Genomic DNA, 16447 nt, shown 5'->3' on the forward strand with positions numbered 1-16447 from the left:
CTAAAAATGCTCTTTTAAAAATTCATTCAATAATACCTGAGATATTCGCCAGACTCTGAGGTCGAACACTCACACATTAGGCTAGTTTGGGTATATTATGGGGATCAATTTTACGCTTTCAAGGCTTTAGGCCAATCAAATTCATTTATGAGCAAAAAGTTTCAAACCATTGGATTAATAGGTAAGCCTCACCATAAAGGTACCAACCTTACCTTAAAGCGTCTGCATCACTGGCTTTCTATGCAAGACTATAAGGTCATCGTTGAGCAGAGAGTTGCTATGGAACTTGGTAGCAATGTTGAATCAATGGACTTATTGGAGATGGGTAAGCTGTGCGATCTTGCCGTTGTAGTAGGTGGTGACGGCAATATGCTTGGCGCGGCTCGCGTGCTTGCTCGCTTTGATGTTGCGGTAATTGGCGTAAACCGCGGTAATCTTGGATTTCTAACCGACCTACCTCCTGATGGCTTTGAAGACACACTCGCAAAAGTACTCGAAGGCGAGTTTGAAACCGAGCACCGCTTTTTACTTGAAGCTGAGGTGCATCGCCATGGCAAAATTACCTCTAGCAATACTGCTGTTAACGAAGCCGTACTTCACCCTGGCAAAATTGCCCACATGATCCAATTTGAGGTCTATATCGATGAGCAATTTATGTACAGCCAACGAGCTGATGGCATGATTGTCTCCACCCCAACAGGCTCAACTGCCTACTCGCTTTCTGCAGGCGGCGCGATATTAACTCCAAATCTGCAAGCGATGATCTTAGTGCCGATGTTCCCACATACGTTATCGTGTCGACCTATCGTGGTTGATGCCTGCAGCACGATTAAGCTTGTCGTATCACCAAACAATGGTGAAAACCTTGAGGTCAGCTGTGATGGCCATGTGCACCTCGCGGTCCTGCCGGGCGATGAAATCATTATTCGCCGCTCTGAAGAGCGCCTAAGACTCATTCACCCTAAAGGTCATAACTACTTCCATGTATTGCGCAACAAACTTGGCTGGGGTTCTAAGCTATTTTAAGACTATTTTAGGATTTGTTAGCTAGCATCGAATCGCTTCACCCACTTGAGTACCTATAAAGGTATACAAGGTGTTTTACGGCAATATGGGCCGATAAGCAATAATTCTAACTAAAATCACTTTTATAACTTTTTTACCTAGTTAGCTGATTAAAGCCAGCATAACCAGCGTGATCGAGATCACATTGAATAAGGAGCAGAATCGAGTTACTTCACACTTTACTAATGTTGCATAGTTGAAACAATTTCGAATGATCTTGATCAATTTATTAATAAGGCAAATGTCGTCTATTACATGCACCTTTTGACTCGGTAACCTTTTATTAACCGTCGTCAAAAAACAAATACCCTTAAATGTACTCAAATAGAGGTACGTATGACTACAATACAACTTCTAGCAAGCCTAACACCTGTGATCAGTGTACTGGTGTTCTTAGTATTGCTAAAACTTCCTGCTTCAAAGGCTATGCCAATTTCTATGGTGGCAACAGCACTCGCAGCAGTATTTGTATGGCAGATGGACAGCGGCTTTTTAGCTGCATCTGTCGTTGAAGGTTTACTCTCCGCCCTTACCCCACTAAGCATTATCTTTGGTGCTGTTTTCTTACTAAATACCCTTAAATACTCAGGCGCCATGGATACTATCCGCGCCGGCTTTACCAATATTAGTAGCGACGCTCGTGTGCAGGTCATTATTATTTGTTGGCTGTTTGGTTCATTTATTGAAGGCTCTGCTGGTTTTGGTACTCCTGCAGCCATCGGCGCGCCCTTGCTAGTGCTGCTGGGTGTTCCACCTATTGCAGCAGCAGTTGTGGCATTAATCGCTGACTCTACCTCTGTATCATTCGGCGCAATTGGCTTACCAGTGCTATTTGGTATGGAGCAAGGTCTAACCGAAGGTGGCGTCAACATGGCCGCGGCGCAAATTGCCGAGCATGGTGGCAGTTTTGCCGACTTTGCCCAATATATTGCAATGCACATGATCACCATCGATCTGATCACAGGCTCTTTGCTGCCACTGGTACTAGTGTGTGTGTTAACCGGCTTCTTTGGCAAAAACAAATCCTTTAAAGAAGGCCTTGAAATTTGGAAGTTTGCCCTATTCTCAGGCTTAGCCTTTACCGTACCAGCTTGGTTAATTAACTATTTCGCCGGCCCTGAATTCCCGTCTGTCATTGGCGCACTGGTTGGTATGGCAATTGTTATTCCAGTAGCGAAAAAAGGTTACTTATTACCAGAGAAAGCCTGGAACGATTTCGAGAAAACTGCTGAAGATGACAACAGCGACACCAAAGCCTTTGCTGGTAATCCTGGAACTGAGGTTAAATTCAGTCAGGTAGCAGCATGGTCTCCATACATCATTATGGCAGCACTGCTAGTGTTATCTCGTGTAATCGAACCATTTAAAAGCTTCCTAACCAGCTTTAACATCAGCTGGACCAATCTATTAGGCACAGAGCTTAAAGCGGGTTTTGCGACCTTCTACGCGCCAGGCATTTTCTTCGTGGTGGTATGTTTAGTTGGCTTTGTACTGTTTAAAATGAACAGTAAAAGCATCAAACAGTCGTTCACGACTTCTTGTAGCTCTATGTTGCCAACCATTATCTCCCTGGGTGCGTCAGTACCTATGGTGAAAATCTTCCTTAACTCAGGCCAAAATGATGCAGGTCTTGAGTCTATGCCCGTTGCACTTGCAGATTTACTCGCTTCATCAATGGGCGCAATTTGGGCGTGGATGGCGCCAGTTGTGGGTATTTTCGGTGCCTTCTTATCTGGCTCTGCCACCTTCTCAAACATGATGTTCTCAGGCCTTCAGTATTCTGTTGCTGACAATATCGGCATGAACCATGCCCTAGTGCTCGCCCTGCAAGGAATTGGTGCTAATGCTGGCAACATGATGTGTGTGATGAACGTAGTGGCTGCTGCAACCGTTGTGGGAATGGCCGGCCGCGAATCTGAAATCATCCGTAAAACCATGCCGGTTGCACTTCTCTATGCATTTACTGCCGGCACAATTGCAATGATTTGGGGTGGTTTCTAACTAACGCCTACACTTATAGATATGTCGTGCAACTAGTCATTGATGAGGCTAGTTGCTAAAACTTTGTTTGAGTCGAATCTAAGTGCCGTTTGACTCAAAATCACACCTGTATTGAGAAAAACTATGTCGATTAATTATCAAACCGTCATGGATGAGCTTGTAGTTGTACTTGGTAAGGATGCCGTAAGTAACGATCCAGTGCGCCGTTTCGCCTGGTCTACCGATGCAAGCTATTTTCGAATCGTGCCAGAAATTGTGGTGCATGCCGATAATGTAGAGCAAGTAAAACAAACACTAACCATTGCCCGTAACCATCAAGCGCCTGTCACTTACCGTGCTGCTGGTACCAGCCTTTCAGGCCAAGCTATTGGTGAAGGCATCTTGCTAATCTTAGGTCACGATGGCTTTAGAAAAATTGAAATTAGTGATGATGCAAACCTAGTAACACTTGGTACCGCTGTAATTGGCGCTGATGCCAACGCAGCGCTCAAACCGCTTAACAAAAAAATTGGTCCAGACCCAGCAACTTTATCTGCCTGTAAAATTGGCGGTATTGTTGCCAACAATGCCTCTGGTATGTGCTGTGGCACCGCGCAAAATTCCTATCAAACCATCAAGTCAGCCAAACTAGTATTTGCTGATGGCACAGAGTTGGATACAGGCTGTGAGCAATCAAAAGCCGCGTTTGCAGCAAGCAATGGTGACATGCTCAAATCATTGGCTGACCTTGCGCAGATGACGCAAAACAATCCGACCTTAGCCGCGCGTATTAACAAGAAGTTCGCTATCAAAAACACCACTGGCTACTCAATCAATGCCTTAGTGGATTACAGCGAACCGTTTGACTTAATTAACCACTTAATTGTGGGCTCTGAAGGTACACTCGCCTTTGTTAATGAGGTGACCTACCACACGGTAGAAGAAGCTAAATGCAAGGCATCTGCCCTAGCGGTATTTTTCAACATGGAAGATGCGGCAAAAGCGGTGCCGCCATTAGACATCCACGAAGTGGCAGCTGTAGAGCTGCTTGACTGGGCATCGATTAAAGCAGTAACCGGCAAGCCAGGCATGCCTGAGTGGTTATCTGAGCTACCACAAGGCGCAGCAATTTTGCTTATCGAATGCCGCGCTAACGATAGCGAAACCTTGAATAACTACACTCAAACTGTAGTTGAGAAAATTGCCCACATTCAAACAGAGCGTCCAATTGAATTTAGTGATGACCCTGCGGTATTTGGTGAATACTGGGCAATGCGCTCAGGGCTATTCCCAATTATTGGTGGCGAGCGTGCAAAAGGCACCTCAGTCATCATTGAAGATGTAGCGTTTGAACTACCGCACCTTGCACAAGCTGCCGCAGACTTAACCGAACTATTCCACAAACACGGCTACCCAGAAGGCGTGATTTATGGTCACGCTCTAGCAGGTAACTTCCACTTCATCATTACGCCAACTTTCTCGAGTGAAGCTGACATTCAGCGCTTCCACGACTTTATGCAAGATGTGGCTGAGATGGTAATCAACAAATACGACGGCTCAATGAAAGCCGAGCATGGTACTGGCCGTGCTGTGGCACCGTTTGTTGAAATGGAATGGGGTGCAGATGCTTACACCTTGATGAAGCAAATCAAGCACATCTTTGACCCAACGAACTTACTAAACCCTGGCGTCATTTTAAATGACGATACCGAAATTCACGTTAAAAACATCAAGCCATGCCCAGTGGTTGATGACTATGTTGACCGCTGTATTGAGTGTGGTTTCTGTGAAAAGACCTGCCCTACATCGGCGTTAAACTTCTCGCCGCGCCAACGTATTGCGACCCTTCGTGAAATTGAACGTCTAGAGCAAAGTGGTGATAAGCAAGCCGCGGAGCAAATGCGCGCAGATGCTAAGTATGATGTGATTGATACCTGCGCCGCTTGTCAGCTGTGTACCATTGCCTGCCCTGTCGATAACTCTATGGGTAATTTAGTACGCAAACTGCGCACGCCATACATCACCACGACAGAGCAAAAGGTATTGGACTTCCAAGCCAAGCACTTTGGCGCGGTTAATCAGGTGATCAGCACAGGTTTCGATGCGCTCGATATTATCCACAAAGTCACTGGCGATGGCGTCACTAAAGCCATTATGGATGTTGGCCGTAAGGTATCTAAAGAAGTCCCTTACTGGAACCCTGATTTCCCTAAAGGCGGCAAGCTAGCGAAAACTGCGCCAGTAGACCCAAGCAAACCAAGCGTGGTTTACTTCCCAGCTTGTGGCGGTCGTACATTTGGTCCAACGCCAAAAGATCCGGATAATCGAACGCTACCAGAAGTGGTAGTGACCTTACTTGAACGTAGCGGCTACAACGTCATCACCCCAGATAACACGCGCAGCCTGTGTTGCGGTCAAATGTGGGAGTCAAAGGGCGACTTTAAAAACGCCGATGCTAAACGCGATGAGTTGATTGATGCGCTAGCTGAGCTATCTGACAACGGCAAAGTGCCTGTAGTTGTCGATGCACTATCTTGTACCTACCGCGCCCTAACAGGCAACCCTAAGGTCGAGCTGCTGGACTTGGTTGAGTTTATGCATGATGAGTTGCTGCCAAAAATGCAAATCACTAAGAAGTCGAGCATTACTCTGCATCAAGGCTGTAGTGCCCGTAAGATGAAGCTTGAGCCGAAACTGCAAGGTATTGCAGAGGCTTGCGCTGAGCAAATCGTTGAGCCAGAAGGCGTTTATTGTTGTGGTTACGCCGGTGAGAAAGGTTTGTATAAGCCTGAAATTAACGCCAGCGCCCTGCGAAATATTAAAAAGCTAATCCCTACTGAAACGAAAGAAGGTTATTACGCTAACCGTATGTGTGAAGTGGGTTTAACTCAGCACAGCGGCATTCCATATCGCCACCTGGTGTATCTACTGGAAGAGTGTACGCGTTAACTAAGCCTAGTCTTGCTTTAACTCAATAACAAAACAGCCGCTTGAGCAATCAAGCGGCTGTTTTATTCTTAGGTTAATTTAGGCTGGTATACTTTGCGGCTCTATTAGTAACCAAAAAACTGAATGCAACTAAAACGCAGCATTGTTTAGCCAAATATAAGGCACTAAGCAAGCCGCGCTACTCACAAGGATTGTTGCTGTAAAAACTTCCACTGCCGAGTTTCTAGAAAGTAGGCGGTAGCGATCATATAAACACTGGTTAAGACCAACTGTACAATTCTAACCCACATGTTATTGCCTATATCGCCACTACTCATGAGTGTGTTACCGAGTAAAACTAATACCGTCGAAAACGCTGTGGCATAAACAGCGCCTTTACTTGGTTCAGTATAGATTTTTGTTGAAATAATCAGCGCCAAAAATGTAATGAAAATCACGTAGAAACCAAGAGTCGCATTAAGACCTAAGATAACAAAAGCCACAACGGCGATCGCACCACCTATAGCGTTGCTTAAAACTAAAAAAGAACTCAATTTGACGGAATTTTCTTTGGTTATCATAAGCGAGAACACAGCGATAAACATCATAGTAAGTAGTGCTTGAGAGATTTGAAAAACGAAAAAGAAACAAACAACAGGAAATGAAATCAGCATTGCTCTAACTGTGGTATACCACCTCTGGTTAGTGGTTAGCATAGGAGCTGGTTCAGCCGTTCGTTCACTAACATCAGGCATCAATATATGCATCAATGCGAATATTGCTACCGCAACAACTCCAGACACAGCTAGACCAAACGCCAGGAACAATGATGCTGATGGACTCGACATTGCGACAAAAGGTAGCATCAAAACGGCAATAATAAGCATGGTCGCAAACAAATTCCATTTAGGGTTAGTAAATAAGAAATACCCCCAAAGCATCATCAAACCAACAAGGCACATTAAAGCTACGGGATACTCCGTAATCCCCCCAGATAAAACAAGACCTAAAGCCATGGTCACAATCATGGCTATCAATAACTCATAAACGGTTGCCCAGTTATATGTTGGCTTATCTAACAAGAACTTTGCTGTAAATACTGGAGCGACGAATGCCAACGGCCAGTCGATCCATGCAGCTAGAAATACCGCAAGCCCAACTCCAAAGGCATAGCGAAAAATGCTAAGTTCGAGTTGTCTTTGTGTTTGAGCGTTATCTTGCATACGACAAATAACTCACAACGCGGATCCAAAACTTACCCAATGTGTTGAAGAACCAATTATCGTCGGTATAAACGATGACATCTGCTTGACCGCCTATTCTCAGCACACCTTTAGCTTCGTTACGCTCAAACTCTATAGTGATTGGTAACATTTGCGTTTGCCTTAACCAACCGGTTTGGGTAGAGGCTTCAGCAAGTTTTCCTGCCTGATTGCTTTGACCCCAATCTATTCCCCAGTCGACACTCGACACCTTGCCTTTAATTATTTTTCCAGGCGCAAAGTCTAATGCTATTTCAACAGGATCGCCGACTTTTACATTTCCAAGGCTATTTTCCCTAAAATAAGCTTCCACCCACAGGCTTTCAGTTGACACAAAAGTCATTAAAGGCTGCCCCACCGAGGCATAAAACCCTTCAGACAAACTAAAGTTAGAAACACCACCGTCTGTTGGCGCCTTTATCACACATCGTTCTAAATTAAGGTGTGCTTGTTCTAATGCTAACAGTGCAGACTTAACCTGAGTGTTTTCCTCACCATCACTGCCTAGTTGCTGCTTAGCTCTCTCTAAATCAGCCTCGGCGTTTAGTACATTCGCCCTTGCCGCAGCCAACTTTGCTCTTGCATCGTCCGCCTCAGCATTTGAAATAACGCCTCTTTCTGACATCGCGAGCAAACGCTTAGTTTGTAGCTCTATCGCTTCTTTTTCTACGTTTGCACTAGTCAATCGAGCTTGAGCAGACGCAATACTCGCAGTCTGTGCTCCAACTTGTTGCCCGGCAAGCTCAAGGCTCTGCTTTGCTTGAGCAACAGCAATTTCATAATCTGCGGGGTTTAGCTTAACTAATACGTCACCACGATTAATAAGCTGGTTAGGCTGAACAAGAATGTCCATCACTTGTCCCGATACCTGTGGCTTAATCGGCACAACGTAACCCTTGATACGAGCATTGTCAGTGATAGGAATTATGCGATCAGCGATCATACTAAACACAATCATCACGCCAATCAGCAAGAGTAAATAGTTCGTGAGCTTACGAACTTTTTCTGGCTTCTGTGCAATAGCTTCAGCGTCTTTACCTTGCTCTATAACATCTGATCCAGATTCTGCTTCTGAGAGGTTAGCTAATTCGCTACTTTTTTCTTTCATAAAATCAGCCTAAAAAAATTGATTTATCATTAATCAATAGATGAACTTGCACGAAATAACAATCTTGATAGTAACTAGCCAATATGAAACTAGGGGCTACAATAAAATTCGTGTTATCAAAGCATTAGTTCCAAAGGAAAGTATATCGTGAACCTACGGGATATGAGTAATAGGCAGCGAAGGATTCTTGATTTCCTAAATAAGAACAACACTCAATAACATAAGCAAACAGTATAGCTGACAGGCAAGATTTTATTTAAACACACAATAAAACTATGCCTTAGTTGTAATTTTGAAATCTAACTATTGCCTTAGGACTGCGTAATTCCAAAGGAGCTGGCTATGCAAGATGAGTCTATGCTGCCGCAAAACAACCTATCGTGGTGACAATATTTACCTGAACTGATAACTGTTTTTTACCATTGAGGTAGAACCTATTTCATTCACCATCTGCGGCCAATATTCAGGCAATACATGTGCGTTTCTATTAGTGTAGTGATTAGTGGCAGTTAACTGCATTGAACCATCCAATGCAGTAGATGGTTCAAAATTGAAAGGAAAAGTACCAAAAGCTAGAAGTACGCAACAAACTGAAACTTAACTTTAAGCCAGCTGGTGACACAGTGTTATGACTAATGCCCGCCGACACAGGTTAGCAAACTTTGCTCAAGCTCCTTGTCATCGAGAGGTTTATCGCTGATCAGCTCGATACGCGAGTCTAGCGCATCATCAATCTCAGACAGTGACAAAGCGCCATCAGCGTAATTCACCCCAAGAATACCGTCATAGGTAATGACCACCGCTTTAAAACGCAGCACATCAGCTTGCTTTAGGCGTTCAACCCAAGACATAACGCGCTCAAAGCCAAAGCTTACTTCTGGCGAAAACACCCAACCGATGCTCGCAAACTCGCCTTGCTGCTGAGAAAAACGGTGGAAGATTTCACCTTGCCAGTCGAACTCAGCAAGCTCTGTTGGGGCCACTGCATTACTGGGCTTGAATAGGCTAATATCCTGATGACTTGGCACCTGCAACAACTTTGGCTTAACCTGCGGTACACGTTTGGCAAAGGCACTAGGCTGATTTAATAGGTCATAAATCTGCTCAAAACCACTTTGCAACTGCACATCATTAACCAGATGACTGGCAAATTGCCCGTCGGTACTCACAACGTTTTCTGCATCAACGCGGTACAAGTCACTACTCAGTAATTGCTGCGTAGCGCCGCAGCCAATACTGTCTAACCATTGACTTAGCTGCGCGGCCTCATCTGCTTGGTACAGACTGTCTTTACTAACCAAAATACAATCCGCCACTTTGGCTTGGTCGATAAATATCTCATGGCTGGTATAACGCTCGTCAGCCACTTTGCGGGCATCTACCAAGGTAATCACGTTGCCAAGGGAAATAATCGGCTTAAAGAACTCGTTTTGCAGGGTTTGCAGGATCTCTTTGGGATGCCCAAGCCCTGTGGGCTCAATCAAAATTCTATCTGGCTTGGCTTGTTGGATAAGCTGATTAATTGCCACTTGCGCAGGCAAACCCGCCGCGCAGCATAAACAGCCGCCGGGCACTTGCTTAATCGCCACCTGTCCTTGATTAGTATTTGCTTGCTGCGCTTTAGTTTGAGAGCTTCCGGTTTGAGCACTTCCGTTTTGGCTGTTGATGATATGGGAACTGCCTGTTTTCTTACAAGCTAACAGCTCTGCGTCGATACCGACTTGGCCAAACTCATTAACCAGCACTGCCCAGGTTTCGCCCTCGGGTCGATTCGCCAATAATTGCTGGATTAGCGTGGTTTTACCCACACCTAAAAAACCGGTAATCACATTGGTTTTAATTGTTTTTGCTATGCGCATGACATCCCTTTAGTCATAAGCTCTTCTTTGAAACTAATCATTAATTTTAGCTGCAAATACGCATTAGTCTCTAGCCTTTGTTAGATGCGTATTTGCCTTGACGACTAGGCTTACTTTTTCCTTTGCTAGCTGCGCCACTTTTACCATTACTAGCTGCGCTACCAGAGCGATTTGTTTTATTACCTGAAGCAAACTTGCCTTTTTTGCCGTGCGTGTGTTTAGTACCTTTAAACTTACCGTTCTTACCCGATGAACTTTTACCGCTCGCCCTTTTACCTACAGCACTGCTATCTAAATTTAATTCACGATACCTTGCAGGCATAGGCGCGCCAGGCTCATAGCCTTTTGGAATAACAACCGGAATAGTTTGTTCTATTAAAGCTTCAATTTCAGCAAATTTAGATTTTTCTTGTTCACTGAAAAAAGTCATGGCTTCACCTGATAAGCCTGCGCGACCGGTGCGACCTACGCGGTGAACAAAGTCTTCTAGCTCTTCAGGCAATTCAAAGTTAATCACCCTTGGCAGCGCTTCAATATCGATGCCGCGGGCAGCTAAATCAGTGGCAACAAGTGCCCGAATTTTGCCTGCTTTAAATTCATCTAATGCGCGATTGCGTGCACCCTGAGTTTTATCACCATGAAACACAGCGGCGCTGATACCATCAAGTTTTAGCTCAGACACTAAAAACTCTGCCGACTCTTTACTGCTGACAAAAACCATCGATTGCTGCCAATTGTATTTACCAATTAGCTCAGACAACAACTCAGCTTTACGACGTTTATCAAGCTTAAATGCCTTATGAGTAATTTGTTTAGTGGTCGCTTCACTTTTAATGTTCACTAAGGCGGGTTGTTCAAGCATATTCTTGGCAAGCTGCTCCACCGCTTGAGAATAAGTCGCCGAAAACATCATGGTTTGATGCTGCAGGTTGACTAAACGGCGCACCTTTTCGATATCTTTAACAAAGCCCATGTCTAACATACGGTCTGCTTCATCAATAACCAGATGCACCACTTGCGATAGATCTAACTGATATTGACCAACAATGTCGAATAAGCGTCCAGGGGTTGCCACCAAAATATCAATGCCTTGCGCTAATGCTTTGCGCTGCGGGTTAATACTCGCACCACCATAAACTGCCAGTGAGCGATAAGGAAGATGCTTGCCATAATCACTAAAGCACTGCTGAATTTGAATCGCTAACTCACGGGTTGGCGTCATCACCAACACCCGCACGGCTCGGCCATGACTTAGCTCAGTTTGCTGGGCAACATCGTTCACTTCAAGCTGCTGCAGAGTCGACAACGCAAATGCAGCGGTTTTACCCGTGCCAGTTTCAGCGCTTGCCAACACATCTTGTCCGTCAACAGCAACAGGAATAACGCGCTGCTGTACTGGCGTGGGCTGCTGGTAACCCACTTCTTCAATGGCTTTTAAGATGGTTGGCGATAAAGGCAAAGATTGAAACGACATGCATCAGACTCGATAAAAAATACAAAGGGTTATTGTAACGGGTTCTGCTGGGTAACTTCAGCTTTAAGGCAAATTATTTGCACGATTAAATCAATAGCGAACAGGGGTAACTTTAAAATATAACTTCAAGCAACCTTGAGGTAACAATTTGTATCCAAACGTGTTTTGTGAATTGAAGCACAAACCTAACTCAGGCAACATTTGCCCAACACTTTTTGCAGCTGTTCATGACGGTGTGAAAAGTGCTCACTTATTTCCTGCAGTTATGGATAACATCACCAATGAAAACTCAAACAATAACAACTAGTTTACCCTTAAAAACCTGCTTATCGCTTGCGCTTATCGGCCTGCTTACAGCTTGTGGTGGCTCAGATTCAAGCGACCCTGAGCCGCAACCAGTAGTGTTAAGCATCGATCACTGCTTTGTTATGTCAACCACTGAGGGCGACATGACATTAGGTATCGACACCACTAACACCCCAATTACTGGTCAAAACTTTATCGACTATGTTGAAGATGGCTTTTACGATGGTACGATTTTCCATCGCATCGTTAATAACTTCGTCAACCAAGGCGGTGGATTAACAGCAGACTACAGCTTTAAAACCACCAATGACCCAATCAAAAATGAATCAAGCGTTGGTCTCAAGAATGAGCGTGGCACCATAGCGATGGCGCGCACTCAGTCGCTTGACTCAGCAACAGCGCAGTTTTTCTTTAATATTCACGACAATGCAAACCTCGACTATCCAAGCCAAGGCGGCTACGCCGTATTCGGTAAGATCTTAGAAGGAATTGAGATCATGGATATGATGAATGCTGTGACAACGGAAACCAAGACAATTGGTGAGTTCAGCTTTCAAGACGCCCCAGTGGATAATATTGTCATTAACTCTGTGACAGCAACAACTTGCCCGGCAAACTAGTCTATTTAACCTGAGGTCGGGGTAAGGAAGTGTCGATAGCTATCTTGAACAGTGCTATACCAAGATTAATGTTTCTAGCGAGATAGTTTTGTTTAGTTCAAGGCGGAGCTGCGCGTCAATAGCTAGTCTATTGCAAGTGGCTTCAACACAGAAATAACCAAAACTAGCCGTTAGAAACCGTTTTATTATCCCGAATTCAGGTTAATTACTACGCATAACTAGTTTATAGTTTCATACCAGTGATTCTCGCTGGATAAACCGTCAAACAGCAATACATTGTCTATGCCAGAATCGAGGTTCTGGCATTTTTTATGCGCAAAAATGCCATATGGTTAACAAATTACAACCAATTACCTCTAAAGTGATAATCTGGCAACAATTGTTAGCACTAGATCACACTCTCCAACGCCGTAGCCTGCTAATTTTAATTCAGATTTGAAATTTTAAAACATTAAATTGAAACTTTAGAGAGGCACTTATGGCAGCTAAATTCTTTATTCCAAGCGTAAACATTCTTGGTCAAGACAGCGTGAACGAAGCCATTAACGACATCAAAGCGCTAGGCTTTGCCAAAGCACTTATTGTGACCGACAAACCACTCGTTGATATTGGGTTGGTGGCAAACGTGGTTGATAAACTACAAACTCAAGGTATTGAGTCAGTTATTTTTGACGGCGTTCAACCAAACCCAACAACCGGTAACGTTAATGCCGGTCTTGAGCTTTTAAACACCAACAAATGTGACTTCGTGATCTCACTTGGCGGCGGCTCACCTCATGACTGCGCCAAAGGCATTGCGCTCGTTGCAACCAATGGTGGCGAAATTAAAGACTACGAAGGTGTAGACGTTTCAAGCAAACCGCAACTTCCATTGGTAGCCATTAATACAACTGCCGGCACCGCAAGTGAAATGACCCGTTTCTGCATCATTACCGATGAAGAGCGCCATATCAAAATGGCAATTGTAGACAAAAACACCACACCTATTTTGTCGGTGAATGATCCAGAGTTGATGCTCGAAAAACCTAAAGCACTAACAGCGGCAACCGGTATGGATGCACTAACTCACGCAGTAGAGGCTTATGTGTCGATCGCAGCAAACCCTATTACTGACGCCTGTGCAATCAAAGCGATTGAGCTAATCCAAGCTAACCTAGTTAATGCGGTGAATAAGGGCGATGATATTAATGCACGCGAGCAGATGGCTTACGCTCAATTCTTAGCGGGTATGGCATTTAACAACGCAAGCCTTGGTTATGTGCATGCAATGGCGCACCAGTTAGGCGGGTTCTATGACCTACCACACGGCGTATGTAACGCGGTATTACTGCCACATGTTCAAGAGTACAACGCCCAAGTTGTCCCTGCACGCCTTAAAGATGTAGCAATTGCTATGGGGCAAAATGTAGCAGGCTTAACTGATGAGCAAGGTGCACAAGCAGCAATTGAAGCGATTCGCACGCTATCTGCTGCAGTAAGCATTCCTGCAAACTTAACTGAGTTGGGTGTAAAAGCAGAGGACATTCCAACGCTTGCTGACAATGCACTTAAAGATGCTTGCGGTCTAACCAACCCTAAACAGGCAACCCACGAAGAGATTTGTGCCATCTTTACAGCAGCGCTTTAATGCTCGCTGACTAAGCACAGCTTATTGTCTAGAGTGAGCACAAAGGTTAAAAAGAGAGCTTCGGCTCTCTTTTTTATTGGCGCTTGTTTATTAGCCCTTTTAACTTGCTCTATATCTAGCGTCACAGCGCAGCACTCAGGTTTACTAAGTGAATATCAATTTAGCTCTGAGCCAGGCAATTCAGCCTGCAACAAGCATTTAGGTGATAGAAATGAGAGAGCTAAAAGAAAAATGACGAGAGATTGAGGGACAGAAAATCAAACACTTCAACCTTATATTAAGCGCCTTTTTAGTATTAATCACAAGTGGTTAATTACAAATATTGGTATTTAAATTCGTCTTTGTTAATTAATGGTAGCTAGCTCTAAATATTGCTCGCTAACTTTGACGCTTTCAAAATTTAACGACTATGATGAAGTTAATTCAATCGCAATAGGTAGGTACCAATGACTGCTATTACCCATGTTTACAACTACACTGTTCGCTGCCCGCATTACAAAGATAAAGACCAACCAGCAAGCTGGCTTAACCATATCGAAATCAATAACTCTTCTGAGATTGCCCTTAATCGCATCACCAAATGGCATAACAACTCTGGCACTAAGTTAGGCGAAGTAGAGAATTTTATTATTCGCAAGGCTGACAATGAAGAAGCCTACTTTGTAGTACAAAGTAATCGCCTGCCTCACGATGGTCATTCACTGGTTACCTTTAAAATCTTCCTCGACGACTGCTGTAAAGACGCTGATCCAATTGAAATTACCCACCACCTAGTTAGCGATTACAAAAACCGTATTGCTAAGGTAGCGTAACAATAGTTGGCTTAAGAGCATGTTACGTAACTAAACGCGGCTTATTAACAGCAAACTTGTCAGTCTTAAGCCTAAATCAAAAAAAGCTCGCTAATATAAGCGAGCTTTTTCGTTGAACTGGTACTAAGTCTATTATCAAGCTTTCAGTACAGTAATACCAATTGGGATAAATGAGTGATCAGATATTACGCATGAAAAATCGTTTAGAACAAGGCAGAAATTGCAGTTAGCTAGTTGCTCTACCTACAAAATTTCTAACGAAGTTATAAACGATTTTAACCAGTAAGAATGATCACATTCTTATGCTAATTGGTATGATTAGCAAAGCGCTTGTTTGAGCGCATCAACAAACTGTCTCACACCTTGCTCGCTAATATCTTTGTGAGTAACTAAACGCAGCTTTTTCGCCACGCTAAACACAAAGCCTTGCTTGGCTAGCTCTGCAGCAAGTTGCTTAAGCGGCTTGTTACCCTGCGCTTCACCTAAATAATCACAATAAACCATGTTAGTTTGTACTGGCTCGACATTGAACTCATCCATTTCAGCAAGCAAACTCGCAAGTAAGCGTGCATTAGCGTGGTCTTCAGCTAAGCGGTCAACTTGTTCAGTGAGTGCTAGCTTACCTGCAGCGGCTAGCACACCTGCTTGCCTCATGCCACCACCAAGCATTTTACGCCAGCGAGTGGCCTTGTTAATCAGCCTTTCATCCCCAAGCAAAATTGAGCCTACCGGCGCGCACAAACCTTTAGATAAGCAAATTGAAACAGAGTCAAAATACTGAGTGATATTGGCGATACTCGTTCCTTGTGCGACAGCCGCATTAGCTACGCGGGCACCATCAAGGTGGATCTTTAAATTATGGTTAAACGCCAATTGCTGCGCGTTAGCTAAATACTCTTGAGGCAGCACTTTACCGCCGATGGTGTTTTCTAAACTCAGTAAGCGCGTTTGCGCAAAATGAATATCCTTGGGCTTAATCGCTTGTTCAATATCGCTCAGTAAAATGCTGCCATCAGCCTGGTTAGTTAACGGCTGAGGTTGAATACTGCCAAGCACTGCAGCACCGCCACCTTCAAACATATAGTTGTGCGCTTGCTGACCACAAATGTACTCATCACCACGCTCACAATGAGCCATTAACGCCAATAAGTTCGCTTGCGTGCCCGAGCATACAAATAACGCACTATCAAAACCAAACATATCAGCAGCAAAGTCTTGCAGCTCATTCACCGTTGGGTCGTCACCATAAACATCATCTCCTACCTCTGCACTTGCCATGGCCTGACGCATAGCTTGAGTTGGCATGGTTACGGTATCGCTTCTGAAATCGAACATCTTCTGTTACCTGGTGTGTTGGATTATTTGGCCGCTATCATAACCTCTCTTCAAATGCTTGTACCTGTTGG

At 44.3% G+C, this 16447-nt stretch carries 11 protein-coding genes; 6 read left to right on the forward strand and 5 right to left on the reverse strand.

What is annotated here, in order from left to right:
• Positions 1 to 147: 147 nt before the first annotated feature.
• The 3 genes from nadK (at position 148) to EXU30_RS03280 (ending at position 5994) form a co-directional block, all read left to right on the forward strand.
• Entirely contained in the window at positions 148 to 1026 is an 879-nt protein-coding gene (gene nadK, locus EXU30_RS03270; RefSeq protein WP_130597797.1) for an NAD(+) kinase, read from the forward strand.
• Positions 1027 to 1401: 375 nt separating this feature from the next.
• Positions 1402 to 3066, forward strand: a complete 1665-nt coding sequence (locus tag EXU30_RS03275) for an L-lactate permease (protein WP_130597798.1) — start codon at positions 1402 to 1404, stop codon at positions 3064 to 3066.
• A gap of 123 nt (positions 3067 to 3189) precedes the next feature.
• Positions 3190 to 5994 (forward strand): FAD-binding and (Fe-S)-binding domain-containing protein, encoded by a 2805-nt coding sequence (locus tag EXU30_RS03280; RefSeq protein ID WP_130597799.1) that lies wholly within the window; start codon positions 3190 to 3192, stop codon positions 5992 to 5994.
• A 182-nt stretch (positions 5995 to 6176) separates the two neighbouring features.
• Here EXU30_RS03280 and EXU30_RS03285 read toward each other — a convergent pair whose 3' ends face one another.
• The 4 genes from EXU30_RS03285 to EXU30_RS03300 all read right to left on the reverse strand — a co-directional run bounded on the left by EXU30_RS03285 (position 6177) and on the right by EXU30_RS03300 (position 11676).
• The gene (locus tag EXU30_RS03285) at positions 6177 to 7196 is read right to left on the reverse strand and encodes a DUF2955 domain-containing protein (RefSeq protein WP_130597800.1); all 1020 of its coding nucleotides are present in this window, start codon (positions 7194 to 7196) and stop codon (positions 6177 to 6179) included.
• Positions 7186 to 8343 (reverse strand): HlyD family secretion protein, encoded by a 1158-nt coding sequence (locus EXU30_RS03290; protein WP_130597801.1) that lies wholly within the window; start codon positions 8341 to 8343, stop codon positions 7186 to 7188. The genes EXU30_RS03285 and EXU30_RS03290 overlap by 11 nt, the downstream gene beginning before the upstream one ends.
• Before the next feature lie 632 nt (positions 8344 to 8975).
• Positions 8976 to 10202, reverse strand: a complete 1227-nt coding sequence (locus EXU30_RS03295; RefSeq protein ID WP_130597802.1) for a CobW family GTP-binding protein — start codon at positions 10200 to 10202, stop codon at positions 8976 to 8978.
• Positions 10203 to 10272: 70 nt separating this feature from the next.
• Positions 10273 to 11676 (reverse strand): DEAD/DEAH box helicase, encoded by a 1404-nt coding sequence (locus EXU30_RS03300; protein WP_130597803.1) that lies wholly within the window; start codon positions 11674 to 11676, stop codon positions 10273 to 10275.
• A 281-nt stretch (positions 11677 to 11957) separates the two neighbouring features.
• Between EXU30_RS03300 and EXU30_RS03305 the strand changes: the two genes are divergently transcribed.
• From EXU30_RS03305 to EXU30_RS03315, 3 genes are all read left to right on the forward strand, one after another.
• Positions 11958 to 12602, forward strand: coding sequence for a peptidylprolyl isomerase (locus EXU30_RS03305; protein WP_130597804.1), 645 nt, complete (start codon positions 11958 to 11960; stop codon positions 12600 to 12602).
• A gap of 478 nt (positions 12603 to 13080) precedes the next feature.
• Positions 13081 to 14229, forward strand: a complete 1149-nt coding sequence (gene yiaY / locus EXU30_RS03310; protein WP_130597805.1) for an L-threonine dehydrogenase — start codon at positions 13081 to 13083, stop codon at positions 14227 to 14229.
• A 446-nt stretch (positions 14230 to 14675) separates the two neighbouring features.
• The gene (locus EXU30_RS03315) at positions 14676 to 15041 is read left to right on the forward strand and encodes a cytoplasmic protein (RefSeq protein ID WP_130597806.1); all 366 of its coding nucleotides are present in this window, start codon (positions 14676 to 14678) and stop codon (positions 15039 to 15041) included.
• Between the two features lie 318 nt (positions 15042 to 15359).
• On the opposite strand, the gene ltaE is transcribed toward EXU30_RS03315, so the two are convergent.
• Positions 15360 to 16376 carry a low-specificity L-threonine aldolase gene (ltaE, locus tag EXU30_RS03320; RefSeq protein ID WP_130597807.1) on the reverse strand — a complete coding sequence of 339 codons (1017 nt, stop codon included), beginning with the start codon at positions 16374 to 16376 and terminating at the stop codon, positions 15360 to 15362.
• Positions 16377 to 16447: the final 71 nt, after the last annotated feature.

The organism is Shewanella maritima (genome assembly GCF_004295345.1).
In the GTDB taxonomy this organism is placed as follows: Bacteria; Pseudomonadota; Gammaproteobacteria; order Enterobacterales; family Shewanellaceae; genus Shewanella; species Shewanella maritima.